Genomic DNA, 25,006 nt, shown 5'->3' with positions numbered 1-25,006 from the left:
GGAAACGAGATGGGGAACCCTTACCTTGGAGGTATCACAACTCCAAACCAAGGAAGGAGTTCCCCATGGAAGGCATTCTTTCACCCCGGGCGGAGCGCGCCAAGCAGCGGTTGTCCGAGCAGTTGAAGTTTCTGAAGGACGCCGGGCTGAGAACGCGGTATCTGATCGTGATCCATCGACTGGAAGGACGTTCTCCCACCTGGATTGCCCGCTCGCTCAAGGTCGGTCGCAGCACCGTGTATCGGACCGAGCAGCGTTACGGGAAGGACGGCGAGATCGGTTTGTTCGACCGGCGGGGCGGCAACGGGCCACGGAAACTGACCGAGGAGTACCTGACGCAGTTGCGGGAGGTCGTGGCCGGCGATCCGCTGCAGGACGGCTGGAAGCGGCCGACCTGGACGCGGGAGATGCTGATCACAACGCTCCGTCGACGGACGAGTGTGAAGATCAGCCTGTCGACGATGAGCCGGGCCTTGCGGCTGATCGGGGCGCGGCGCGGACGACCGAAGCCAACGGTCGAGTGTCCGTGGCCGGAGGCCGAAAAACAGCAGTGTCTGGAGCAGATCGAGGAACTGGTGGCGCATCTGCCGACGGGCGAAGTGGCGGTCTGGGAGGACGAGATCGACATCCATCTCAATCCGAAGATCGGCGAGGACTGGATGCTCCGCGGGCAGCAGAAACAGGTTCTCACGCCGGGGAAGAACGAGAAGCGTTACCTGGCGGGGGCTCAGGATGCGCGGACGAAGGAGTTGATCGCGATCGAAGGCGACCGGAAGGACACGGCGTTGTTCGTACTGCTGCTGTGGGAGCTGACGCAGCGCTATCCGCAGGCGAAGAAGATCCATGTCGTCCTGGACAACTACGCGATCCATACGACCCGACTGGTGCGGGAGAGTCTGGCGACGCCGCTGGGGCGCAGGCTGCGCCTGCACTTCCTGCCGCCGTACTGTCCGGATCACAACCGGATCGAACGAACGTGGGAGGACTTACACGCCAACGTGACACGGAACCACAAATGCTCGACGATGCCGCAACTGATGCGAAACGTCCGCTCCTACATCCGCCGACACAACCACCGGCGACCGGCGGCGCTGTAGGAACGACCATCGAAGTGTTTCAGAATCGTGGCCGGTGATTTAGCAGCGTGTTGAAGTATTCCCCCTGACGCTGCCACGATCGAACGCGGTTTGTTATCTTCTCGCGGTCGGTCAGGCGCGGCGGTCACGGAGGGTTCCCGATGGCGATGGGACGGCGGAAGGAATCGCGGCAGGAGCCGCTGTTTGTCACGGCGGAGCAGCTGCCCCGCTCGCAGGGACATCCCTTCTACAAAGCGCTCAACGCGCTGCTCGCCGAAGCCGGTTTCGACCGCTGGATCGAGAAGCGGTGCCAGGCGTTCTACGAGCAGGTCGAGACTCGCGGCCAACGCTCGATCCCGCCGGGCGTCTATTTCCGCATGCTGCTGGTGGGCTATTTCGAAGGGATCGACAGTCAGCGGGGGATCGCCTGGCGGTGCTCCGACAGCCTGTCGCTGCGGGAGTTCCTGGGGCTGACCCTGAACGAATCGAGTCCCGAGCACTCGACGCTGTCGCTGACCCGCCGGCGGCTGCCGGTGGAAGTGTTCGAGGAAGTCTTTCAGTTCGTGCTGAAGATCGCGTCCGAGAAGAAGCTGCTCTCAGGCAAGACGGTGGGGGTCGACTCGACGACGCTGGAAGCGGATGCGGCGATGAAGTCGATCGTCCGCCGCGACACGGGCGAAGGCTGGAAGGCGTACGTCGTCCGGCTGATGCGGGAAGAAGGCGTGATCGCTCCTGGCGAAGAGCCGAGTGACGAAGACGTCCGCCGGTTCGACAAGAACCGCAAGAACAAGAAAGTCTCGAACGAGGAGTGGGTCAGCGAGACCGATCCCGAGGCGAAGATCGCCCGCATGAAAGACGGGACAACGCATCTGGCGTACAAGGCCGAGCACGTGGTGGACCTGGAGAGCGACCTGATTCTGGCCGCCGAGATTCGCTCGGCCGATCATGCCGACCCGCACACGCTGGTCGACAGCGTGCTGAAAGCGGAAGAGAACCTGCAGGCCATTGGCTGTGCACAGAGCATCGAAGAAGTGGCGGCGGACAAGGGGTATCACTCGGTCGCCACGCTGGAGCAGTGCCAGTCGCTGGGCTTTCGGACATACATTCCGGAGCCGACACGCAAGAACGACTGGACGTGGACAGACAAGACGCCGGACGACCAGCGGGCGGTGATGGGGAACCGTCAGCGGGTCCGGCGGGCGAAGGGGAAGCAGTTGCAGAAACGGCGGAGCGAAGTCTGCGAACGGACCTTCGCTCACGTCTGCGAGACGGGCGGCATGCGTCGGAGCTGGCTCGAAGGGCTGACGGAGGTGACGAAGCGCTACCTGCTGGCGACGGCGGCGCACAATCTCGGGCGAGTGATGTGGAAGCTGCTGGGAGTTGGCAAGCCACGGAGACTGCAGGGGCGGAATGTGGCGGTTTGGGCGGCCTTCGCGGCGGTTTGGGCCGCGCTCGATTGGCTCCTGCGGAGCCAGACCGACCGAGCCGAGCAACCCGCCGGACTCGTCGCCCCCGCCCCAATCGTCGCCCGCCTGGCCGGGTGACGGAAAAGTGCTTTGTTCAACACGCTGCTAGCAGTCCACCGCGCTTGTTCGCGCTCGCGTCGACGGACGGCCGCGAGCCGGGTCGCCAAGGCTGACGATCTCGGGGTTGAGCACTCCTTGGTTTGTTGCCACCTCGCTGTATCGTGATTCCGCGGAGCGTCACGTTCAGCCGGCGCTCTGAGAACATGGCCGCGGGCGTTGAGAGGCTTCTTGAAGTCACCGCCGAGTTCTTTGGCTGTGGAGTTGGCGTTCTGAACGATGAGGGGCGTGACCCGCTCAGAATGAGCGGCGGTGAGCCCGTAGCCGATCGCCGGGCCGTAGCCCCGGACGTGGATTGCGAAACGCGGCAACGCCACTTTCCACAGCCTCATCCGACGCTTCTCGCGAGCATGCCGAAGTGTCAGCACACCTTTGGCGGGAGAGCATCGAGCTGTGGCCATAGCCGGCCTGATTCGAAGCAACGACGCAACCCTTGTCGCCCGCGTCGGCGATTGGGCTGCGACGCTCCCGAGACCTGGTCGGCCCCCGCCGCGTCGTCACACCCGCCTTAGCCGACTGATTCGAACACCGCGTCGATGACGCTGAATGATGCCACAGCGACCCGACAGTCGCCCGCCTTCATAAGTGACGCGTCTCGCGACAGACCCTCATCACTCAGCGGGCCGCCGAAGCTGTTCTGCAATTGGACAATCTCTCGAAAGTGTTCGGGATCCCGAGTTCGCTGCTAAATCACCGGCCACGATTCTGAAACACTTCGATGGTCGTTCCTACAGCGCCGCCGGTCGCCGGTGGTTGTGTCGGCGGATGTAGGAGCGGACGTTTCGCATCAGTTGCGGCATCGTCGAGCATTTGTGGTTCCGTGTCACGTTGGCGTGTAAGTCCTCCCACGTTCGTTCGATCCGGTTGTGATCCGGACAGTACGGCGGCAGGAAGTGCAGGCGCAGCCTGCGCCCCAGCGGCGTCGCCAGACTCTCCCGCACCAGTCGGGTCGTATGGATCGCGTAGTTGTCCAGGACGACATGGATCTTCTTCGCCTGCGGATAGCGCTGCGTCAGCTCCCACAGCAGCAGTACGAACAACGCCGTGTCCTTCCGGTCGCCTTCGATCGCGATCAACTCCTTCGTCCGCGCATCCTGAGCCCCCGCCAGGTAACGCTTCTCGTTCTTCCCCGGCGTGAGAACCTGTTTCTGCTGCCCGCGGAGCATCCAGTCCTCGCCGATCTTCGGATTGAGATGGATGTCGATCTCGTCCTCCCAGACCGCCACTTCGCCCGTCGGCAGATGCGCCACCAGTTCCTCGATCTGCTCCAGACACTGCTGTTTTTCGGCCTCCGGCCACGGACACTCGACCGTTGGCTTCGGTCGTCCGCGCCGCGCCCCGATCAGCCGCAAGGCCCGGCTCATCGTCGACAGGCTGATCTTCACACTCGTCCGTCGACGGAGCGTTGTGATCAGCATCTCCCGCGTCCAGGTCGGCCGCTTCCAGCCGTCCTGCAGCGGATCGCCGGCCACGACCTCCCGCAACTGCGTCAGGTACTCCTCGGTCAGTTTCCGTGGCCCGTTGCCGCCCCGCCGGTCGAACAAACCGATCTCGCCGTCCTTCCCGTAACGCTGCTCGGTCCGATACACGGTGCTGCGACCGACCTTGAGCGAGCGGGCAATCCAGGTGGGAGAACGTCCTTCCAGTCGATGGATCACGATCAGATACCGCGTTCTCAGCCCGGCGTCCTTCAGAAACTTCAACTGCTCGGACAACCGCTGCTTGGCGCGCTCCGCCCGGGGTGAAAGAATGCCTTCCATGGGGAACTCCTTCCTTGGTTTGGAGTTGTGATACCTCCAAGGTAAGGGTTCCCCATCTCGTTTCCACTGCAATCCCTCCGCTCTGCCGCGCGCCTCACATTCGTGGCCGGTGATTTAGCTATTCCGATTATCGCTGCTACCATCCTGTTGTCGAGCGGGAGAAGTGAGTCGCCCGTCTCGACCAACCATCGGAAGACATGACAAAGTGCGGTCCGGCAAGTTCCGGAAAGCAAGTTTCTCTGTAAGCCGACGTGATGGAATCACTCTTTCCGAGAGTGTTTCGCACGTCGGCTTTTTTCGTTGGTTCTCTGGAAGACTGCGGGGAGCCGCGGATGCGCTGTGCCTCCGCTGAGTTCCGTCGTGCTGTTGAACTAAGCGACTCCTCTCTCGAAAGGACTGTTTCATGAAAGTGCACGTATTTGGATTGTGTTGGTGCCTCGCTGCGGGATGCAGTACTGGCAGTTCACCGGTTTCCACGGCGAAGCCGTCTGCAGCGCCGCCTGTCACGGTCACGGCAAATCGGCCGGTACTCGTCGAACAACAACACACAGCGAACCAATCGCCCGCTCCGACGAATACTGGAGTGAATGTTCGTGATCGTGACAGTTCGGCGAAGACCTCGTTCGACCAGAATGAGAACCAGGCCGACATCAATGTCACGGCAAACATCCGCAAGCGTCTCGTCGACACGAAGATGTCCGTGAATGCCCAGAACGTGAAGATCGTCACACAGAACGGGAAAGTCACCTTGCGCGGCCCGGTCGAGACGGACGACGAGAAGCAGCGGATTGAGGAGCTCGCAACGGCAGTCGCCGGTCGCGGAAACGTCGAGAATCAACTCGAAGTCAATAACCCGTAACGCCTGGCCGTCATTTCGGGAGATCAGTCATGGAGATGACAGTACTCACTTTTGTTCCACTCCTTGCCGCTGCCGGGTACTCCCTGGTGTACTTGCTGGCCGGCGGAGGAGTGTTTGGGGCCATCGTCATTTTCGTCATCGCGAAGATGATTGGAAGATAGTCTGCTCTGGAAGCGCCATGAGCGTGATTCCGAGCAGGCTCCGCAAATCTCGTAACCGTATGTCAAGGAACGCAACATGTCCAATTCAGTGTTTTGTATCGCGACGCCCTCGCAGACAGAGATCATCATCCGCAATCTGAAGGCGGCCGGATTCTCGGCGAATGACATTTCCGTCTTGATGGCGGACAAGGGCGGAACGCGGGACCTCGCAGTCGAGCACAACACCAAGATGCCGGAAGGGGCGGCAACCGGAGTCGGATCCGGCGCCGTGCTGGGCGGTACTCTCGGCTGGCTGGCCGGTATCGGAGCGTTGGCCATTCCAGGTCTCGGCCCATTCATTGCCGCGGGTCCCATCATGGCCGCACTGGGCGGAGCAGCAGTCGGTGGTGCGCTTGGCGGAGTGTCCGGAGCCCTCATTGGCATGGGGATTCCAGAGTACGAGGCCAGGCAGTACGAAGGCAAGGTGAAAGCCGGCAGCACGCTGATCTCGGTTCACTCCGATGACGATCAGGAGACGGAGAGGGCGAAGGAGATCTTTGCCGACGCCGGAGCGACGGACATCAGTTGCGCTGGTGAAACGGCCGTCGCCGATAGCGCCCGTTCTTAAGCTCTGAAGCGTCTCGACGCATCCGTTCGGCAATCGGCAGCGATAAGCGTTGCGAGTGTCGACCATGAGATGCTTTGCCGTCAGGCGCGACGACGGTCGTTGCGCCTGACGGATCGTACTTAATGCAAACCGAGGAGAACGCTATGAAACTGGCCACCCTGAACGATCTGTATATCGACGAACTCAAGGATCTGTACAGTGCCGAGCATCAACTGCTCAAGGCGCTGCCCAAGATGGCGAAGGCCGCCGCGGCTCCCGAGCTGGCACAGGCATTCACCGACCATCTTGCAGAGACGAAGGGTCAGGTCGATCGGCTCGACAAAATCTTCAAGAAGCTCGACGTCAGCCCAAAGGGAAAGACCTGCAAGGCGATGGAAGGGTTGCTGGCAGAAGGTAAAGAGACAATGGCCGAAGACGCGGATCCGTCGGTCATGGACGCCGCCTTGATTGCAGCGGCGCAGCGGGTCGAGCACTACGAAATGGCCGGGTACGGCTGCGTGCGGACCTTTGCGCGGCTGCTCGGCGACAAGCAGGCAGCCGACCTGCTGCAGGCGACGTTGGATGAGGAAGGAGCCGCCGACAAAGCCCTGACGAAATTGGCGGAGACGATCATCAACATCGCGGCCGTGGCCCCCGACGGCCAGCAACTGACGGCTTGAGAGTCTCCCGAGATGACGGGCTCTGTCAAACAGGCCGTCGACCGCTGCGGCGCGGCGGTCGACGGCAATGGAATCAACGGCCCGGGCGGAATGTCGTCGTCGGATCAATCCCATCAGGCTCCAGATGATCCTCAACGCCGTCCAGACGTCCCTCGCCCCTTGCAGGCTTCGCTGTTTTCCGACTCCCGGCAGTTTGCACATCCCTCGGCCCCAGATCGGGCGCTAAGTCGTGACGTCGGCGCCGGCCGGGAATGCAAGCGTTTAGATTCAACAGTCGAGCGAGATTGATGTTTATCGGTATTCCCATTTTGGAGGGCAACCGTGACCAATCCGTTGACCATGAAGTCGTGGTCGCCCTGCGTCGTTGGTACTGGTATCGGCGTGCTGTGTTGGTTCGCGTTCGGCGTCGCTGACCACCCGCTGGGCATCTCGACGGCGTTCGAGCATACCGCCGCCCTGATCGAGCAAGCCGTGAAGCCACAGGCGGCGCAGACCAACGAGTATTTTGCGATGAAGGCCAAAGCGGGGAAGTCGCCGACGATTGGCCTCGGGGGGATGCTCGTCGTCGGCGTTTTCGTCGGGTCGCTGCTCAGTTCCTGGCTCTCGGGCGACCGCAGCAGTGAAATTATCCCTGCGATGTGGAGGGAACGGTTTGGCGGAAATGTTCCGCTTCGGCTCGCCGCCGCCTTCTTCGCGGGCGCGCTCATGCTGTTCGGGGCGAGGCTGGCCGACGGTTGTACCAGCGGCCACGGTATCAGCGGAAGTCTGCAACTGGCGGTGTCGAGTTGGGTGTTCACCGCCGTTGTTTTGGCTCATCCGACTAGGCCACACCCAAGCACAGTCGAGTTGCATTTGGGTCCAAAGGCCACGAGAACGCCCTGTTTCCCCGTGTCAAAGCTTCCTGGCACGAAAACGGGACATTCGCCTGAAACTTGATTGTCAAAACGCTTGTCGCGAGCGAAAACCCCGTAAAATGCCGTGTGAAATGAAACGGGCCAGGAAACATACGCTTGTTTAAGGCCTAGTCGCCGCTCATCACGCAAACGCATCGCAACAGGCGGCCTTCAGGTCGCCTGTTTTTGTTGACGGACGATCGCCAGAGGACGACAGATTAACGCCACTTCAGTCGATACCCATCTTTGTGCCAACGGACCAGTTCCTCGCCGTCAGTCAGAGCGACGCGATCACTCCCCCGCCATCCAAGCCGCCGCAGACGTGACCACCCGGTCGTTCTGGTCAGCCGGAAATACTCGATAGAGAGTCACCGCCTTGATGGTCTCCAGCTCGCCGCGGAGCCAGACCACGTCACCGGCCTGCGCCGTGAGCCAGGTCTTGTTCCGGTTCAGAACGCGGGCCGTATGGGGGGAGGGCTGTCTGAACTCGCTCGCATTCACGTCGTTCGCAGGATCGAAGGAGACCCACGTCAGAACGACGACTGTGCGGACCTGCGCATTAGCGAAGCGTCTTCACCGGCAGGAATCGCGTTGCTCGCTGTCAGAATGGTCGTCATTTCACTGGCGAAGTAGGGTCGAGGGCGATGTGACCTCCGTCTGATCAATGGTAACTGAGAGTGAGCGGCATATCGCAGTTCCGAGCAGTTGGACGTGCAAGGTATCATGGCTCGACATCGTGCCAGTGATCGCGGCCTCGATCTTCCATCCTCAACTCGGCATTCAGAGCCACGCGATGTGCGGACGAATCAACTTGCGGATGTCACCCGCCGAGCTGCAACAGGCGTTCGACCTGTTTCGCGAGCCGGAATGGTTGCCGCGTTACAATCTGGGGCCGATGCAGAGGGTGCTGGCGGTGCGATGGCGGCCGGGCGGGGTACGTGCGGCGGATCCGTTGCAGTGGGGGCTGGTGCCGAGTTGGGCGAAAGACCCCAAGGCCGGCCCTCCGCTGGTCAATGCGCGGGGAGAGACGGTCGCGTCAAAGACTGCGTTTCGGAGTGCGTTCAAGAGCCGGCGGTGTCTGATTCCGGCCAGCGGCTACTACGAATGGCAGGTGATCAACAGTAAGACGAAGCAGCCGTGGCACATTTTCCCCGCCGATGGCGGAGTGCTCGCCTGCGCCGGGTTGTGGGAGAGCTGGCAGTCTCCGGACGGTTCCGCGCTCGAATCGTGTGCGATCATCACCACGACGCCGAACCACTGTCTTTCCGAGATTCACGACCGGATGCCGGTGATCCTTGCCGAAGAACACTGGAGTCTTTGGCTCGATCCTGAGATGGAGGAGGTTTCGGCCCTGACCGAATTGCTTGTGCCGTGTCCGGAGGACGTACTGGAGAAGACGCCGGTCAGTTCGCTGGTCAACAGCGTGCGGAACGATTCGCCGGAGTGTCTGACACCGATCAAGCTGCCGCGCAATCTGTTCTGAGGCACGATCACCGGAAGTCGCGGGAACGGGTCGTGACTGCCCCCAGTACATCGGTCAGGTCGTCGAGGCGATCCACCAACAGATGACAGATCCCGTGCTGTCGCTGCAGGAGGCCGCGGGCCATGAGGGCAGAGGCGCCTCGGGCGACCGGACGAAACCGCTCCCAGGTATTCACGTGCACGATCAGGTTCGCGGTGCCCGTCTCATCTTCAATCGTCATAAAGGTAATCCCCTTGGCCGTCGCCGGTCGTTGCCGCAGCAGGACGACGCCCGCGATGCGGTAACGGCGATCGGATTCGACATGGGCGAGACGATTGTTCGGCGTCACGCCGCAGCGGTCAAGTTCGGCGCGGAGGAACTGGAACGGATGCCCCTGCAGCGACAGGCCGGTCGTCTGGTAGTCGGCCACCACTTCCTGGACGGCCGTCATTGCGGGAAGGGGGACTGATGGCTCGTCTCCGCTCAGCGGAGCGAACAGGGGCGAGTGATCGGGGGCGGGAAGAGCGTTCCACAATGCCGTGCGTCGGCCGGTGCGGAGCGAGCGAAAGACATCGCCCCTGGCGAGCAGCGCCAGTTCGCTCTGACCGAGTTCCGTCCGTTGCTCGAACTCAGCCTGCGAGGTGAACGGCGACATGGACCTGGCCGCAACAATACAATCTACGGTCGATCGCTGCAGGCCGGAGAGCATCCGAAAACCGAGCCGCAGGGCAGGGACCGTCCCTTCCCCGGCTTCGAGGGTGCAGTCCCAGTCGCTCGCATTGATATCGACCGGCCGCACTTCCACGCCTTGCCGGCGGGCCTCGGCCACGAGTTGCGCGGGGGCATAGAATCCGAGCGGTTGGCTGTTAAGAAGTCCCGCCGTGAACTCCGCCGGGTAGTGCCATTTGAGCCATGCGGACGCATAGACCAGCAGGGCAAAACTTGCCGCATGGCTCTCGGGGAAACCGTACTCGCCGAAGCCCTGGATCTGATCATAGACGCGATTGGCAAAGTCTTTGTCGTAACCGCGGGCCTGCATCCCGGCGAGCAGCTTTTCGCGGAAGGGTTGCATGATACCCCTTCGCCGCCAGGCTCCCATCGCCCGGCGAAGCTGATCGGCCTCCCCTGGCGTGAAGCCCCCGGCGACTACAGCCAATCGCATCGCCTGCTCCTGAAAGATCGGTACGCCGAGCGTTTTCTGCAGCACTTCTCGCACGGCTTCGCTGGGGAATGTCACCGGCTCTTCGCGATTGCGACGCCGCAGATACGGGTGCACCATTCCCCCCTGGATCGGCCCCGGTCTCACAATCGCGACCTCGATCACCAGATCGTAGAAGCCGCGCGGCCTGAGCCGGGGGAGCATCGACATCTGCGCCCGTGACTCGACCTGGAAAACGCCGATCGACTCGGCCCGGCAGAGCATGCTGTAGACGTTCCAGTCGTCGGCGGGGATCGTGGCCAGCGTCAGTGTGCGTCCCGCCCGGAGTCGGATCAGCTCGAACGATTTCCGGATCGCCGTCAGCATACCCAGCGCGAGGCAGTCCACCTTGAGGATGCCCAGCACGTCGAGATCGTCCTTATCCCATTCCAGGACAGTCCGCCCAGGCATGGCGGCATTTTCCAGCGGGGCGAGTTCATCGAGCCGCCCACGGGTGATAACCATGCCGCCAACATGCTGGCTGAGGTGACGCGGGAACCCGAGCAGCTCCTGCACCAGATGAATCAACTGCCGACCGAGTCGCGACGTGGGATCGAATCCCGTCTCGCGGAACCGGGCGGCGAGCGCATCGTCGTCGCGCCGCGAGTGCTCCACGGACTTGGCAAGCGCGTCGACGCGGTCCAGGGACAGACCGAGCGCTTTTCCGACATCTCTTACGGCCGACTTGGGGCGGTACGTAATCACTTCGGCCGTCATCGCAGCACGATCTCGCCCATACTTGGAGTAAAGGTACTGGAGGACTTCCTCTCGACGCTCATGCTCGAAATCGACGTCAATATCGGGAGCCTCGCCCCGCTCCCTGGAAATGAACCGCTCGAACAACACGTCGATCCGGTCGGGGTCGACCGACGTAACGCCCAGGCAGAAGCAGACGGCCGAATTCGCCGCGCTGCCCCGTCCCTGGCAGAGAATCCCCTGGCTGCGGGCGAACCGCACCAGATCCCACACGGTCAGGAAGTAGGCTTCGTAGTGCAGGTCGGCAATCAGGTTCAGTTCGTACTCGATAATCTGCCGGACCTTGTCGGGCAGGCCGTGCGGATAGCGTTCGCGCCCGCCGGCCCACGTCAGGTGCGTCAACCATCCCAGCGGAGTTTCGCCGGGCGGGCAAAGTTCCTCGGGATACTCGTATTTCAACTCGTCGAGACTGAACGAGCAGCGGTTCGCGACTTCCACCGTGCGTTCGACGGCCGCGGGACAGGCGGCGAACAGTCTTCGCATGGCGTCTGCCGACTTGAGATGCCGTTCGCCGTTCGTCAGTTGATGCTCGCCGAGGTCCGCCACAGTGACGCCCAGCCGCGTCGCCGTGAGGACATCGTGGAGATAACGCCGTTTGGCGATGTGGTAGCGAACGCCGTTGCTCGCGACGAGCGGGATGCGGGCTTGCTGTGCGATGTTCAGGTAGCGCTGCAGCAGCCAGTCGTCGTGCGGTCCACGGTGCAGCGAGGCCAGCGCGTAACAATGGTCGCCGAACGTCTCCCGCCAGCCGGCGAGTGCGTCTGCCTGGTCTTCCGGCTGATGCGCGTCGAGTAGCACGCAGGCCAGCAGGTCCGCGCTGAAATCCGCCACGTCGCCGAACGTCAGTTGACACTCTCCCTTCGGAGACCTCCGTTTACCGAGCGTCAGCAATCGTGACAGTCGGCCATATCCCGCTCGATTGGTGGCCAGCAACACCGCACGTTGTCCGCCAGCCAGCGTCACCTCGGCCCCGATCAGGAGTTTGAATCCCAGGGGCTTCGCGGCGGCATGGGCACGCACGACGCCCGCGAGGCTGTTCCGGTCGGTGATGGCCAGCGCCGCGTACTGCAGGTCGTTCGCCCGCTGCACGAGTTCGTCCGGATGCGAGGCGGCCCGCAGAAATGAGTAGTTCGTCTGACAGTGCAGTTCGGCATAGCCGGCATTCGGCATGATCCCCGAGGCGTCCACCTCGGGGATCACTCGCGGGCGAATTTTCGGGGAGGCGATTTCGGGCATGCGTCACCTCAGTCAAACAGGCCGTGCAGACACCAGCGGTCGCCGTTGAGGTCATAGAACACCCACAGGGAGGCGCCGTGGGCGAGGGTGAGCCGGTAATAGTCGCGCTCCGCGTCTACGCCGCGCCACCAGCCCGCTGCGATTCGCTCGGGGCCGCTGACGCGCACGACGGGCGAACGGTCCACCTGAGCCGGCCAACCGTCCGGTGAGAACCGGTCGATGCTCAGCGGCCGCGGCGCACGGAGCAGTCGCAGCGGGCGACACCGCAATTGTGACGGAATTGCGGTCGTGTCAGGGGTGGGCGGCCGCTGCTCCAGCCACGGCAGAGTCGCACACGAGAATTCGGGAAGCGGGTCAGGGTGGAGATGCGAACGCAGCACGGCCTCCCGTCCGAGCCGGCTGCTGAGTCGGTCGACCAGTTCGGCCAGCGCCCGCTGATGCTTCTCGCCTGTCTCATCTTCAAACAGCGTCGCCTGTCGAACGGGGGGTAGCCCCAGTTCGACGGCCTCCATCCGGACTCCCGTCACGCCGGCCGTAAAGGCGGCCCGCTCGCACCGCAACCGCAGCAATTCCAGCAGATGCCGACGCTCCGTGGTCGGCCGAAGCAATCGCAGCGAGAGCGGTTCGGCGTCGGTGCCGAGCCAGTGGCAGGTGAGATCCCGCAGGCCGGCCTGTCGCGCCTCCAGCATCACCAGCAGACGTTCGAGCAACACTGCACAGACATGATCGAGCGATTGGCGATCCGTCACCGGATCTTCGAACAGCCATTCCGCGGCAATGGGTTCGACCAACCGCTCCGACGTCAGCATTTCCGGCGCACGCCCCATCGCCTGATCAAGCCGCCGCCCCAGTTCTTTCCCGAACCGGGACGGCAGGCTCTCACGCGGCAGTCTCATTAACCGGCCGATCGTGGTGATATCCAGTCCCCGCAGTGAATCTGCGACGGAGCCGGGAACCCGCAGTGCTGCCACCGGGAGCGGCGCAAGGGCGGCGGTCTGTCCGGCGGCAGGGACAAGGGACACCACGGGTTCGGCATAGTGGCTGACCGCCCATGCGGCCCCCCACGTGTCGGCGATGGCGACGCGGACCTGAAGCCCCTGCTGAGCCAGATCGTCCCGCAGAGCCTTGGCCAGTCCCTCCTCGCCGCCGAACAGTACCTCGCTGCCGGTAATATCGATCCAGAGCGATTCGGGTTCCGCCCCGTCTTCGAGGCCGACGAGCGGACTGTAGCACTGGCAGTGAATCGCGAGGGCCTGCAACTGCGTGCGATCGCCGAGAGGATCGGCACGCTGACAGACCGGCTTTGAACCATCTTGCCGCCGACGGCGCGAAGTGGCGTTCGGCAGCAGGGATCGAGCTTCGCCGAGCGGCATCCCCACGTGGATGCCGAATCGCACGGCCTCGGGAGAACACGCCGATACGGACAAACCGCGGCGGCCTTCCGCAAAGAGGATCAGCGGGCGTCCGTTAAGCTCCGGCTGCCCAGACAGCCGTCGTTGCACCGGCCACAGCGGAACCCAGACGCACATCACCCGTCGCATCATTCACGTCCAGATCGACAGAGCCACCCGCGAACGCACCCCGACACGACACCAGTTCCACCCGCAGCGTCCGGCCAGAGGTCTTCACGGTCGTCCGCGGCTGCACCCGCCACCGCACATCCGCCCCTGGGGCGCGCCGGACTGCATCGGGACGGAACAACACGCCAATGCCGCCCCCGATTTCCGCCGCCAGCTTCCAGCGGCGGGCCACCTGGTCGGGCAGATGAGCGGCCCAGCACCAGGTGATGCCGACCGCCGGACACCGCAGGCATTGTTCGACCGTCCACACGGCGTCCGCGGCCAACGGTCGGAGCAGCAGCAGGGACTCCAGCGGAATGCCCCAGCCGCAAGCGGCGGGCGGATGGAACTCGGCCGTGGCATCGACGACCGCCCAGACCAGGTGCTGTGCGAGGGCGCATCGCACCCCCTGCAGCGCCAGCGTCGCAGCCCCGCACCCCTCCACCGGTGCGAGCCATTCCACCAGCGAACCCCGCTCCAGTCCCCGACCGGGCAGCAGGGCATCCAGCGCCGGGATACCGAGCGACAGGCGGGGCTCCTGCTCTGCCTCAGGGGAGCGGGCGACTTTCCCGCAGAGTCGGCGCAGCGCGTGCAGGGTCTCGGCACGATGTTCGTCTCTCACCATGACGTGTAGCCTATGTCCCGGCCGAACGCCGGATGGCGACAACTTTCCCCAGGATCCGCAGGTCGTCGTCGGGACCGACCACAACCGGCTTGAAACGGGAATTCTCCGGGCGTAGTTCGATCACCCCGTCGCCGTAATGCAGGCGTTTGAGCGTCGCCTCATCGTTAAGCAGGGCGACCACGATATCCCGGTTCTCGGCAAGCTGCTGCTGCCGCACGATCACAATGTCGCCCGGCTGAATCCCTGCGTCGATCATGCTCCGGCCGCTGGCCTGCAGAGCGAAATAGCTCCCCGCCCGCACGACCGACTCCTCGACCAGCACTTCCCCGCAGATGTTCTCGCTCGCAAGCACGGGGTAGCCAGCCGCCACCGTGCCCACAATCGGCACGGCCACGAGCCGGGATACGCTCTCACGCGGGGGCTCCGCAGATCGCAGCACAATCAGACTGCGGACTTTTCGCGGCTGCCGCTGGATGTACCCATTCCGTTCCATTCGCTGAAGCTGCTCGCTCACACTCTGTGCCGCCATCCCCAGCCGTTCCGCCAGCTCCCCCGTCGTCGGCGAATAGGAATGCTCCCGAATGAACGCTTCGACCTCGCGCAGAATGCGAGCCTGCGAGTCGGTGAGCGTGCTGACGGGGGGACGGCCGGGAGGCATGACCAGTTCCAATGCGCGGACTCTCTCCAGGCAACCGAGCTGAAGGGCTGCCCGCAATGTGCCTGACCGGCAATTATTATGCCTGCTGTGTCGCAGGTCAAATCATCGGCCGGGAATTGGGGGAACTTGAGCGGCGAGAGGAGAATCGCCTCAAGAGCTGCCATTCGGTCGATCTTGCCGGTCGGCGAAGCGACTACGGGCGTCCTTTCCAGCGCCGGAACGGGAATGATCGGGCGGCTCTACAGATTCGCTGCTCTCGGCGGAGTATCGATCCAGACTGTGCCGTGCAGAATGCTGATCGGCCCGGCTCGGAACAACGGCGGAGTACCGGCGGGAAATTGCCACCGGATTGAGGAAGCATCAATCCGCGATAATAGACAGTCGGCATGCGATTAGTTTCGGACCATGTCAGCTTCACCTCCCGCAGTCGAAGCTGGCCCGCGGGTCGGCTGCGGCCTTGGTTGCCGCTGCCCCGCTGATCGGTTCCGCGTCCCGTCAACCAGGAACGACGCGTTGCCGCCTTCGTGCAACTTCTCTTCTCCCTGTTTCTTCGCAACTTCCAGTCAATAGGACACAAAGAGGACGAATCGGCGGGACTGCTGCCGCGACTCGTCCTCTTCGTCACAGGGCGGCAGATCTCTCGCCGACTTTGGCTGGTCCGCGACCGACGGAATCCGGACAGGCTCTACGAACGTGGCGTGAAGAACTGCACCTGCACGCCCACCGTGCATCTAATCTTTCACCCGCTTCACCTGCCGCTCCACGGCCGCCGCAATCCGATCCTCGATATCCCCCGCCCATCGAAACGCCGGGCGGCCGTATTCGTACAAATTCGAGCCCCCCTCGTAGCCCCCTTCGTCCCACACTCGACGGGAGGGAATGTACGAAATCATGTCGTCGGCATATCCGCAGACCCAGGTCCCCGGTCCGTACTCCGACTTGAAGCGAAGGGCATAGTCCACCACCGTTTCCGCCCCCATCCCGATCACCAGCATCTCGCCGCCGAGTTGCCAGGCGTGGATTGGATAGGGGTAGGCCGCCTCGAACGTTGCTCCACCGTCCAGTTTCTTCAGCAGCCGGCCCGCCCAGCGTGCGCGAATCGCGTTCGTGTCGGTGCGCAGCCCTTCCAGCTCCTCCCGGCTGACCACCTTCAGATACGGCAAATCAACCAGTTCGAACGCCAGCTTCAGTCCCGGCGTAACAGGCGCGAGCGGCTGTTGCAGCGTCTCCTCCACCGCGGTGGCGAGCTGATGACCGTACCTCTCGCACAGCTCAACCTTCCGGCGGGGCAGGGGGTTCTGGTCCCCCCCGCATGTATTGACGAACATCGCCGTCGCCCCGGGATGGGCCTGCTCCAGCTCCTGCTGTGCAAAACCGGGATAGTCGCCGCACCAGGTCTGAAAGCTCAGCGTCGTCGGATGGCAGGCATATCCGAACAGGATCGCCGACAGCCGGCCGTCCGGACGGGTCACCGTCAGCACCGGCACGCTGTGGTCCACCGGCCCGGCGAGCGGCTTCCCCGCAGCAATCAGATCGGCCACCTCGGCCTCGCGATTGTTCCGACGGTTCACGGCGAATGTCGCCCGCCCGACGCCCTGCTGAAGGTTCGCCGGCGCCAGATCGGCAAGGGCGTTGCCAACCAATTCGACGCAACGGATCACCATCCGATCCGTGTAATCCGCAACGAGCTGTTCCTGCCCCGCTTCGACCGGGTAGTAGTCGATCAGGTCATCGCCCAGACGCGGACCGCAATGATTGTGCGAGAACGTGAACATCACCTGCGCACGATCGAGCTGATAGCGTTCCTTCAGTCGCGCGAAGACGCGGTCGCTCATGCTCCGCGGCACTCCCTGAAAATCGCTCGTGATCAGGACCGCTCGCTGACCTCGCTGATCCTCCAGGGCGAGGGCCTTCATCCACAGTTCATGCAGCTTGCCGTCTGGCGGACGCTTCGTCCCGTACCCCGCCAGCCATACGTCGGTCTCCGGCGTGATGACGGCGCGCGAGATTCCAGCTTTCCATCCCGATTCCGCCGCGCATCCTTCCCGGCACGGTACAATCCAAGCTGCAGCGACGGTCGCCGTCAGCAGCCAGCCTCGCAATGTCCGGTCAGTCAACGTCATACCGGGATCTCCTGGTCGGGATGTGAGAACTGGGAAAGGCCGCGATGACTTACTGGAATTCAGAATCCGACGCTGCTGCGGCATAGCCTTGCAGGTGCATCCATTCCAGATACTTTCGGGCGCAGCGGTCGAGGTTTTCAATCCCCCCTCCGCCCCGGACCGGGGAGCAGATTTCGTACGTCGCCAGACCACGAAATCCTCCGTCGGTCAGACCGCTGAAAAACGCCGCGTAATCGATGAAGCCCTCTCCAAAGGGGACTGCTCGCACCATCGGCGGCGACCGGCGTTCGTAATTCACCAGTTCGGGGCGGTACGCAAAACGTTCAAAGCGGACATAGTCGGCGTTCGTTGTAATGACCGCATGCGGGGCCGCAACACGGGCGGCTTCATACAGACTCTCGCCCCGCAGCGCCGGCGACCACGCATCGAACCCCAGCCCGCAGTTGGGACGATCGACGTCAGACAGCAGTTCCAGCAGCGCATCCGTTCCCAGGGCAATGTCGTGGTGATTCTGCACGGCGAGAGTCTGTTTCAGCGGCGCCAGCCGATCGCACATTTCCTGCAGCATCCGTACGGTGACGTTCCACAACGCCGCCGCCTGGCCGTCGACTCGCTCGTAACTGGTGAATACTCGCACGATCCGGCCGCCCAACTGCGCCCCCAGTCGGGCCAGTTGTTCCACGTAGCCGATCTGCATTTCCAGGTAAGGGACTTCAGCGGCCGAGCCTCCTGCCGCATCGACATACGCGCCGATCACCGTTGCGGCAACGTTCGCCTCCTGCAAAGCCTTTCGGAATTCCCCGAGTCGTTCCTCGGTCGTGTCGAGAATCGACAGATGCGGCCGCTTGCCGGCGAGCATGACATGCCGATAGCCGAGCCGCCCGGCATGTCGGATGAACTCCGGAACGTCGAGCGCAGCCTGCCCCCAGAACCCGGCATAGCTGACGGAGAACAGGCAGGTCGGCAGTGGGGGGCGAGACGATTCGGTCATTGGCGACTCAGGCTATGTTTGACGTCTGGGGGAGAGCTGCAGAACAAGTGGGGGGCGGCCTGCCGCGCCCTTCCGCCACCAGCCAGTCTGCCTGATGGTTGTTGATGATGGAGTTTCTCACGTCGAATCGTTTGCAACGAAGCCCGCCGCGGTTCTGGAAACCTCCCGTGCCATCGACAGTTGGCGTCCGTCTATCTCAGCTCGCCCACGCCTTGCTTCAATTCGTACAGGTACTGCACTTCACGGTCGGAGAGCGCTCGGTTGAACACGGCGAGGTCGTCGAGGTAACCGACATAAGCGGCGCCCAGGACCAGTCGCACGCTCTCCGGATCCCAGCCAAACGCGAGATCCCAGTTTTCGATCGTTCCCTGCAGCTTGCCATTCAGGTACAGACGCCCGCGCTGCGGCTGGCTCTTGTCGTTAATGTTGTCCAGCGTGAAGACCGCGTGCGTCCACGCATCACGCGAGAAGGGCGCCCGTTCGACCTGCACCATCGGCCGCTTGTCGAATGGAATCTGGTCCCACTGGACGTTGTCCGGGTTCCAGATGTGAAACAGCGGTCGGATGGCGTAGCGGAAGTACCGCGGCGTCTCATCCTTCGACCATTCCAGGAAGACAAAGCCCTTCTTGCCATCATCCCCCACGATCTGCACGGGGTCGCAGTAGCCCGGCTCCAGATCTTCGTCCGGGGTCAGGCGGAGCCAGACGGAAACGGATGCATTCCATCTCTCGGAGCTGTATCCCAGTGCGCCCGCGTCCTTGAACAACGGACGGAAGCTGTTCTTCTTCGCGAAGTGCAACGCGCCGCCAAAGCGGCCCGCGCCCGGCGACAGACGGACGTCTTCCGTCAACGCGGCCGGGGCGAGTTCTTTGCCCTGCGCGACGTAACACTTCTGGTCGCCGCGGGCAAAGTCCGCGTCCAGCCCCTGGTCGAAGGACGCATGCAGGGTCAGCGCCTGCGCGAGGACCGCTTTCGTGGCCGCCTCATGCTCGCTGAGAAGTTTCGCCGCTTCATCAGCACCGATCTCGCGGACGAAGACGTTGCGCCAGCGAATTTCGCCGCCGTGGGTCTGCAGCATGATCGGCCCCTGATCCGGCAGCCGCTGCCCGCGGTCGACGTAGTTCTCCATGACGGCGCCGTCGACGACGAGTTTGTCATTCAGCCAGACCCAGGTGCGGTCGCGGACCTGGCGGATGCGAAAGTGGTTCCATTCGCCGAAGGGGCGGTCGGCCAGCACCAGCGGATCGCGCCCGGGAGCCCCCGGCGTGTTGTTGAACAGGCCGCCTGAACCCAGATGCGGTCTGCGCGTGGGGACTTTGGGATCGAAGACCTGATTCCAGTCCCAGATCTGCACTTGGGGCATGCCCCGCAGATAGATGCCGCTGTCGGCTCCGGGGACGGTCTTGTAGTCGATCAGCAGCTCAATGTCGCCCAGCATGGCGTCGGTGGTCGCATAAGGACCGTGGCCGTCGTTAACGAGCTCGCCGTTTTCGACGGACCAGTGCTTCGGGAAGTCGGCTCGCTGCTGCGCGAGGCTCGCCTCCTTCTTCTCGCCCGTCAAATTCGCCACGCTGTGCGGATTCAGGCCATACCAGCCGGTGAGATCCCGTCCGTTGAAAATCGCGCGAAAGCCGGAGGGCGGATTCGTCTCCTCAGCACGCCCGGCGACCTGCATGGCAGTCATGAATATGGCTGCGGCGGAAAACAGGACTTGCCGGTTGATGCTGTTCATGGCTTGGCTCCAATGCATCTTTGCAATGTTCGCCGCGAAGGCACTGACGCTCGCGGCCCAATGGACAAGTATCCTAACGAGCCGGCGCCGGTTGTGGCATCGCACTGGATGCTCCTCGCGGCATCCGCGGCGGACGAGTGTGCACGTCGAACCGGCTTTCGTCAGGACGTCAGAGTTTTCGAGTCACTGATGGCGGCCCGTTCGGACGCGGCTCCTCATTGAATGGGAACCCGGTCTCGCGAATCCAGACCTGAACGTCGACTCAACCGGGATGACATCGGTAAATCATCCCCGGAAGGGACGGCAAGCTGGATGGCATCATCGTCGAAACGGATGGCCCGTGGCCTTGTGGCTCGTAGGGCGAGTTGGTTGCAAAAGGGGCAGGGAAGCGGCATACCAATGACGACACGGGCGACTGCATGTGTTGTCTCGCCCGAGATCGCCGGGCGGTCGGGTGTGGGGATGCGGGTTGTTGGTGAGCGGACGGCGACTCTGGGGGGCAGCCGCAGTCACAATCTGTCGCTCATCGGCACGCAGCCCAAGCGGGAGGGGGCGACGCAACCCCCAATCTCGTTCGGCACGGTGCTTGCATAATCTATGGCGGCTGGGGGAAGGCGGCGAGGAGTTCTTCGTCGTCGGCCCAGCCGGTCATGTAGAGACAGACCATTTCATACGCTCGACGCGACAGGTTGCCTCCCGTCGCCAGGGCCAGGAGCAGCCCGGCGAGCAGCGAACAGTAGAGCTGGATCTCCACGCCCCGCGTCTTCGCCGAGAGCAGTTGCTGGCAGCCCAGCACCTGCTTCAGAAACCGGAAGAACAGCTCGATCTGCCACCGGCATTCATAGATTAGCACCACCTGTTCGGCCGGGAGATCCAGCAGCGTCGTGGCCAGGATCAGGCCTTCCCGCCCGGTCTGGTCGCTGCGAAGCCGCCCCTGCCTTGCCGAACTCGGTCGACCGGGCACTGGCTCGACGGTGATCCGCCGCACGACGTGATTGGTTCTTGCGGGACTGGCTCCGCTGCCGCCGCCCAGCGCGATCAGTTCATCCGCCACGACCCCCGCGGCGCGATCGGCTTCGGTGAGCGCGGGGAGTTGAACCGCATGACCGTTCGCGTCGTTGACCGGTCCCTCGACCACGCGACCGTCCCCGCGATTGAGCCGGCAGACGTAGTCGCAGCGGGCTTCGACCAGTTCGTTGAACACCACGGCCGAGCGATAGCCCCGGTCCAGAATATAAAGGTCTCCCGGCGCACCGGCGGGTTGCGGTTCGCGGGCCTGGATCTGCTGGAGCGTGACGGCGCGCTCGGAGTGCGGCCCTTTGGCCGGCTCCTCGGTGAGGGTCGAGGCCACGACCCTCTGGTCGTGAATGCGAAGCTGGGTGTGCAGCCGCCACTGGCCTTGAGAACCGCGTCCCAGCCGGGCGGCGATCTGCGGCAAGGCCGACAGCACGGTCCCGTCGACGGCGACGAGACGTTCGACGATCGGGTTGGGAAGGCGTCCCAGCCGACCGCTGCGGCTCACGCGGAACTGATGCCGGGCGAACTGGCGGCGGAGTTCGTGAACGAGTCCTTCCAGGAGCGAGGGATCGAAGACGGACGAGGCCTCGGAGAAGGCCCCGGCCGAGACCTTTTGCCCGCCGGCGAGCTGTTGGACCTTTTTCAGTCCCGAGGCTGCGACGAGCGCCCGGGCGGACTTGAGAACGGGGTTGAAGAAGCCGATCAGGAGGAGCGCGGCATACTGGCTGTAGAACAGCTGCCGGTTGCGAGCGGTGTCGCGTTCTGTCCCGCAGGGAGCCAATCGTTGCAGCAGCGGAAAGATGCGCCGCAGCAGGACGGTCCCGGCCAAAGGACCAATCAGCTCCCGCCGCTCCTCCTCCGTCAGCCCCTTCTCCGCCATCGCCACTCCCTCCGCAGGGAGAAAGACTACAATCTCAATCGGCCTGCGCAAAAAGCGTGCCGAACGAGAGTGGGCCCTGCCACTCGTTCTACGCCAACAGCCGCAGCACGCGTTGCCGGCCCGTCTGCAGCACCTGGCAGGGGATTCGCACCGGCCGGTTCACGAACGTGCGGAACTCGCATGTCTGCAGCGTCCGCCGCTCAGCCTGGCCGGCTCTGGCGCCAACCACGAATTTCGGCACCAACGGTGATCCACGGATGCAGGGACTGATTCCCGCCGACTACGAGGCTTTCGCCCAGTCCTTTTTCGCCAAGATGGCGAACTATCCGACCGCTTACTGCACCGAAGCGGAAGCGGCTGCGGCCACGTTCGCGGCGGCGACCGAAGAGGGCCGCAGGCTCCGTTGTCCCACCGGCGCAGACTCGCAGCTCACCTCGACGCTCCGTTGGACAACTTCGGAGGACTACTATCTGTCGAAGATGCGAGAACTGTTTGGGCCAGGACTTGTCCCGACAGCGCCTTGAAGCGGTGGGCGTTCTGGAAGGTGGATTGCTTTGCGCTGGTCTGTTGCGAGAAGATGTGAATCATTCCGTTGCTGCCGACGATTGCCGTTCCTGATACTGTTGAATGTGCCGACTGACCGTTTGGCCGGACAAGCCCACGGCCGCCGCGATCTGCCCCGTGAAGAACCCTTGTTCGTGAAGCGTGATGATCCGCTCGATGACGGATCGTTTTGTGTACGCCTGTGTCTGTGGTGAAAAAGGGGATGTGCCCGCTTCTGCGAACACCGGGCCGAGATACGTCTCCACAGCGCGGATCGCGCGGAACACTTTGCCGAAGGGGCGGTTCGTGTAAGCATCTGACAGCGAGTCCGTCTTGACTGGCTCGCCGTGGCAATCAAACACGCCCGCGATTTCACCGTCCGAGTGCCGCTTGATCAGGTCGCTGGCGGTTTTACGAAGTTTTCCGAAGGACAGCATGCGAATCGTTTGTCCGTCATCGCGGATGCGTTTAATGAGCCTCGCGAAATGGTTTGGGATCGCCTGATTGGCGTTGCTACCCTTGGTTTGCTGGTCAAGCGGCGTTCCCTTTTCATTGAGGATGAGACGGGCCGTTTGATCGAAGTCGGGGAATTTCTTTCGCCGTTCGAGAGCCCATTCCAGCGCTCGGACCGTCAGGGGAAAGAGGATGTGTTCGCCATACACGCCACTCTTACGACGAATCCGCTTGATGAAACTGTCGTCGTTAGTGGTGGCGAATCCGAGGATCTCTTGCTCGCGGGGCGTGTGTCCTCTGCGGAGATGGACTTCACCGACCAACAGCGAAGCGATCTCAGCTCGTCCGAAGCCACAATTGAGCCCGAGCAGCAATAACAACCGGTCCAATGGTTGGCCGTACCGCATCAGCAGCCGTAACTCATCCAGTGAGAACGTGTCGACCTGTTCCAGACTTCGCTTGACGTGATCGCTCGGGAGTCGACGAATACGACGATCGAAATCGTTGAAGGCGTGGGGCTTCGTCCATTCAAACTCGCTGGTGCTGTGCAGCCACGTCAGAAACCGGATCAAAGTGCCGAGGTAATGGCTGGCGGCTTTGGCGCTGATCGGCGCGGTGCTTCCGAGTTTACAGGGACGCCGACGCCAGTACCCGATCAATTCCCCAACGGCCGTTGCATCAAGTTTGCTCAAGAGCATATCGGCATGGTGCCGTTGCAGATTCTTGATCTGACGAACCTGGATGCGGCCCCACGGGGAGATATGCCCCGTTTCTTGACGGAAGAATTCCGTGTTCAAGTAGACTTGATAGCGATTGAAGGCGTGGTGCAGAGTCGCTGAGGGCGACTTCACTGCGAGGGTTGCGGGGGTTGAGACACCGGTTTTTGGCGTCGTCTTCATGGAGAGCGGCTGCGCGTTGCCGGGGGAGCGGACCGCCGCCGGATCACCGGGCTTGAGAATCCCCAGATCGTGGAGGGGACTTCGAGAATCTTTCCGCAGGGCAGGGGCGATTTCGAGTGCCGGATCAACCGCGATGCCTGCCTCACGTGCCAGATGCTGAATTTGTTCCCGTGCCAGCACTTGGTCGTCCGTCAGCGGTTCGACCTTGAAGTCCGGAACGGTGATCGGGACGGCCTCAAACAGTTCGAGCGCGGCCTGTCCGATCTCGTAAGCGTGCTGGTCTTCGGGGATAAAACAAATCACCGGATACTTGGCCTGCATCCGCTGAAGCCGGGCGGCGTATTGGTGCTGCATTTCACGCGGCGCGCGGGGGACCGGAATATCGGGGATTCCTTTAGCGATCCTCGCGGCAATTTCCAGCAGCGCAACCGGCCAGAGTGGGCGGGGCTCTGCGCAGGACTTTTCAAACTGGTCCCAAAGCTCCCGGAGTTTTCGTTCCCGGATCTCGGCCTGCTTGCGGTCCGTCCCGAGGAGGAACTTGTGTTGCTGGAGCTTGCCCGACTTGCTGCGTTCCCAACCAATCTGGCGAGTGTAATATCCGCGTGAGTCCGGAGCCCAATTGAGGCGGCTGCGAGTGGCCATTGCACCTGAATCCTGACTCGCCTTATCGGAACATTGCGTCCGAAAACGAGCCCTTATCGGAACATTTATCGGAAATCCGGGAGGTCGACAGGAATGATGCTGCTGGCCGAAGCCCCAGAAAACACGATATTTCCAATAAAAATAGCCGCTTGCGAACAAAACGCAAGCGGCTTTCAGATGGAGGCGGCGGGAATTGAACCCGCGTCCTGTGATTACTCAGCCATAGCCTCTACGTGTGTAGTCCGCTGATTAATCTCGTCGCGGCAGGCTCAACGAACGAAGCCTGCCAACGACCAGAGCCCCACAAATCTTGTTGCCGGCGTAGGTCTCATTGACCGGCAACCAGTCGGAATTGGCGAGTGACTTTTGGACGCCTCCGACGGGGCTTCCGCAGTCACGGCTCCTTAACTAGGCAGCCAGAGCGAAGTTGCCAGTGTTGGCAGTTGTTTTTTGATCGGCTTTTTACGTGGCCTGCTGATCAACCACGACACGCCACCATGACCTGCGACAACCCAGTCGAATCCGGTCGCCCCCGGTCCCGCACGATTCCCTCCGCCCGACCTCGCCGTGCCGTGCTTCGAGAATCGACATTCATCATCTTAGCCGACCCTGTCGCCCGGTCAAGCCCCCCCT

Annotated in this window: 19 protein-coding genes and 1 other RNA gene; 8 read left to right on the top strand and 12 right to left on the bottom strand. The window is 62.9% G+C overall.

What is annotated here, in order from left to right; translation table 11 throughout:
• Positions 1-65 precede the first annotated feature (65 nt).
• Positions 66-1,097, top strand: a complete 1,032-nt coding sequence (locus tag SH412_RS14110; protein ID WP_336518647.1) for an IS630 family transposase — start codon at positions 66-68, stop codon at positions 1,095-1,097.
• Positions 1,098-1,237: 140 nt separating this feature from the next.
• The gene (locus SH412_RS14105) at positions 1,238-2,620 is read left to right on the top strand and encodes a transposase (protein ID WP_336518648.1); all 1,383 of its coding nucleotides are present in this window, start codon (positions 1,238-1,240) and stop codon (positions 2,618-2,620) included.
• A 767-nt stretch (positions 2,621-3,387) separates the two neighbouring features.
• On the opposite strand, the gene SH412_RS14100 is transcribed toward SH412_RS14105, so the two are convergent.
• Positions 3,388-4,419 (bottom strand): IS630 family transposase, encoded by a 1,032-nt coding sequence (locus SH412_RS14100; protein WP_336518647.1) that lies wholly within the window; start codon positions 4,417-4,419, stop codon positions 3,388-3,390.
• A 583-nt stretch (positions 4,420-5,002) separates the two neighbouring features.
• Here SH412_RS14100 and SH412_RS14095 point away from each other — a divergent pair.
• The 4 genes from SH412_RS14095 to SH412_RS14080 all read left to right on the top strand — a co-directional run bounded on the left by SH412_RS14095 (position 5,003) and on the right by SH412_RS14080 (position 7,641).
• Positions 5,003-5,278, top strand: coding sequence for a BON domain-containing protein (locus SH412_RS14095; RefSeq protein WP_336518646.1), 276 nt, complete (start codon positions 5,003-5,005; stop codon positions 5,276-5,278).
• A gap of 237 nt (positions 5,279-5,515) precedes the next feature.
• Complete coding sequence (locus tag SH412_RS14090; protein ID WP_336518645.1) at positions 5,516-6,046, top strand: hypothetical protein; 531 nt, start codon at positions 5,516-5,518, stop codon at positions 6,044-6,046.
• A gap of 143 nt (positions 6,047-6,189) precedes the next feature.
• The gene (locus SH412_RS14085; RefSeq protein WP_419555807.1) at positions 6,190-6,705 is read left to right on the top strand and encodes a ferritin-like domain-containing protein; all 516 of its coding nucleotides are present in this window, start codon (positions 6,190-6,192) and stop codon (positions 6,703-6,705) included.
• A 321-nt stretch (positions 6,706-7,026) separates the two neighbouring features.
• Positions 7,027-7,641: a YeeE/YedE thiosulfate transporter family protein gene (locus SH412_RS14080; protein WP_336518643.1), complete on the top strand. Its 615-nt coding sequence runs from the start codon at positions 7,027-7,029 to the stop codon at positions 7,639-7,641.
• Positions 7,642-7,889: 248 nt separating this feature from the next.
• Here the strand turns inward: SH412_RS14080 and SH412_RS14075 are convergent, their stop codons facing one another.
• Positions 7,890-8,099: a hypothetical protein gene (locus tag SH412_RS14075; protein ID WP_336518642.1), complete on the bottom strand. Its 210-nt coding sequence runs from the start codon at positions 8,097-8,099 to the stop codon at positions 7,890-7,892.
• Positions 8,100-8,334: 235 nt separating this feature from the next.
• On the opposite strand from SH412_RS14075, the gene SH412_RS14070 reads away from it, so the two are divergent.
• On the top strand, positions 8,335-9,081 hold the full coding sequence (locus SH412_RS14070; RefSeq protein WP_336518641.1) for an SOS response-associated peptidase: 747 nt from the start codon (positions 8,335-8,337) through the stop codon (positions 9,079-9,081).
• 7 nt (positions 9,082-9,088) lie between these two features.
• Here SH412_RS14070 and SH412_RS14065 read toward each other — a convergent pair whose 3' ends face one another.
• The 8 genes from SH412_RS14065 to SH412_RS14030 form a co-directional block, all read right to left on the bottom strand.
• Complete coding sequence (locus SH412_RS14065; protein ID WP_336518640.1) at positions 9,089-12,250, bottom strand: error-prone DNA polymerase; 3,162 nt, start codon at positions 12,248-12,250, stop codon at positions 9,089-9,091.
• Between the two features lie 8 nt (positions 12,251-12,258).
• The gene (locus SH412_RS14060; protein ID WP_336524162.1) at positions 12,259-13,779 is read right to left on the bottom strand and encodes a DNA polymerase Y family protein; all 1,521 of its coding nucleotides are present in this window, start codon (positions 13,777-13,779) and stop codon (positions 12,259-12,261) included.
• Positions 13,718-14,434, bottom strand: a complete 717-nt coding sequence (locus tag SH412_RS14055; protein WP_336518639.1) for an ImuA family protein — start codon at positions 14,432-14,434, stop codon at positions 13,718-13,720. Before SH412_RS14055 ends, SH412_RS14060 begins: the two co-directional genes overlap by 62 nt.
• Positions 14,435-14,444: 10 nt before the next feature.
• Positions 14,445-15,092: a transcriptional repressor LexA gene (gene lexA / locus SH412_RS14050; RefSeq protein WP_336518638.1), complete on the bottom strand. Its 648-nt coding sequence runs from the start codon at positions 15,090-15,092 to the stop codon at positions 14,445-14,447.
• Positions 15,093-15,823: 731 nt separating this feature from the next.
• Positions 15,824-17,215, bottom strand: a complete 1,392-nt coding sequence (locus SH412_RS14045; protein ID WP_336524145.1) for a neutral/alkaline non-lysosomal ceramidase N-terminal domain-containing protein — start codon at positions 17,213-17,215, stop codon at positions 15,824-15,826.
• A gap of 49 nt (positions 17,216-17,264) precedes the next feature.
• Positions 17,265-18,206 carry a sugar phosphate isomerase/epimerase family protein gene (locus SH412_RS14040; protein ID WP_336524144.1) on the bottom strand — a complete coding sequence of 314 codons (942 nt, stop codon included), beginning with the start codon at positions 18,204-18,206 and terminating at the stop codon, positions 17,265-17,267.
• Positions 18,207-18,397: 191 nt separating this feature from the next.
• Positions 18,398-19,939, bottom strand: coding sequence for a family 16 glycoside hydrolase (locus tag SH412_RS14035; protein WP_336524143.1), 1,542 nt, complete (start codon positions 19,937-19,939; stop codon positions 18,398-18,400).
• Positions 19,940-20,534: 595 nt separating this feature from the next.
• Positions 20,535-21,836 carry an IS4 family transposase gene (locus SH412_RS14030; RefSeq protein ID WP_419555790.1) on the bottom strand — a complete coding sequence of 434 codons (1,302 nt, stop codon included), beginning with the start codon at positions 21,834-21,836 and terminating at the stop codon, positions 20,535-20,537.
• Positions 21,837-21,892: 56 nt separating this feature from the next.
• Between SH412_RS14030 and SH412_RS14025 the strand changes: the two genes are divergently transcribed.
• Complete coding sequence (locus tag SH412_RS14025; protein WP_336524142.1) at positions 21,893-22,360, top strand: hypothetical protein; 468 nt, start codon at positions 21,893-21,895, stop codon at positions 22,358-22,360.
• Between the two features lie 60 nt (positions 22,361-22,420).
• On the opposite strand, the gene SH412_RS14020 is transcribed toward SH412_RS14025, so the two are convergent.
• The gene (locus SH412_RS14020) at positions 22,421-24,373 is read right to left on the bottom strand and encodes a hypothetical protein (protein ID WP_336524141.1); all 1,953 of its coding nucleotides are present in this window, start codon (positions 24,371-24,373) and stop codon (positions 22,421-22,423) included.
• Positions 24,374-24,548: 175 nt separating this feature from the next.
• Positions 24,549-24,907, bottom strand: a transfer-messenger RNA (tmRNA) gene (ssrA, locus tag SH412_RS14015).
• Between the last annotated feature and the right edge of the window lie 99 nt (positions 24,908-25,006).

Origin of the sequence: Planctellipticum variicoloris (assembly GCF_030622045.1) — a bacterium.
GTDB lineage: Bacteria > Planctomycetota > Planctomycetia > Planctomycetales > Planctomycetaceae > Planctellipticum > Planctellipticum variicoloris.
This window is presented reverse-complemented; position numbering and strand designations above follow the sequence as displayed.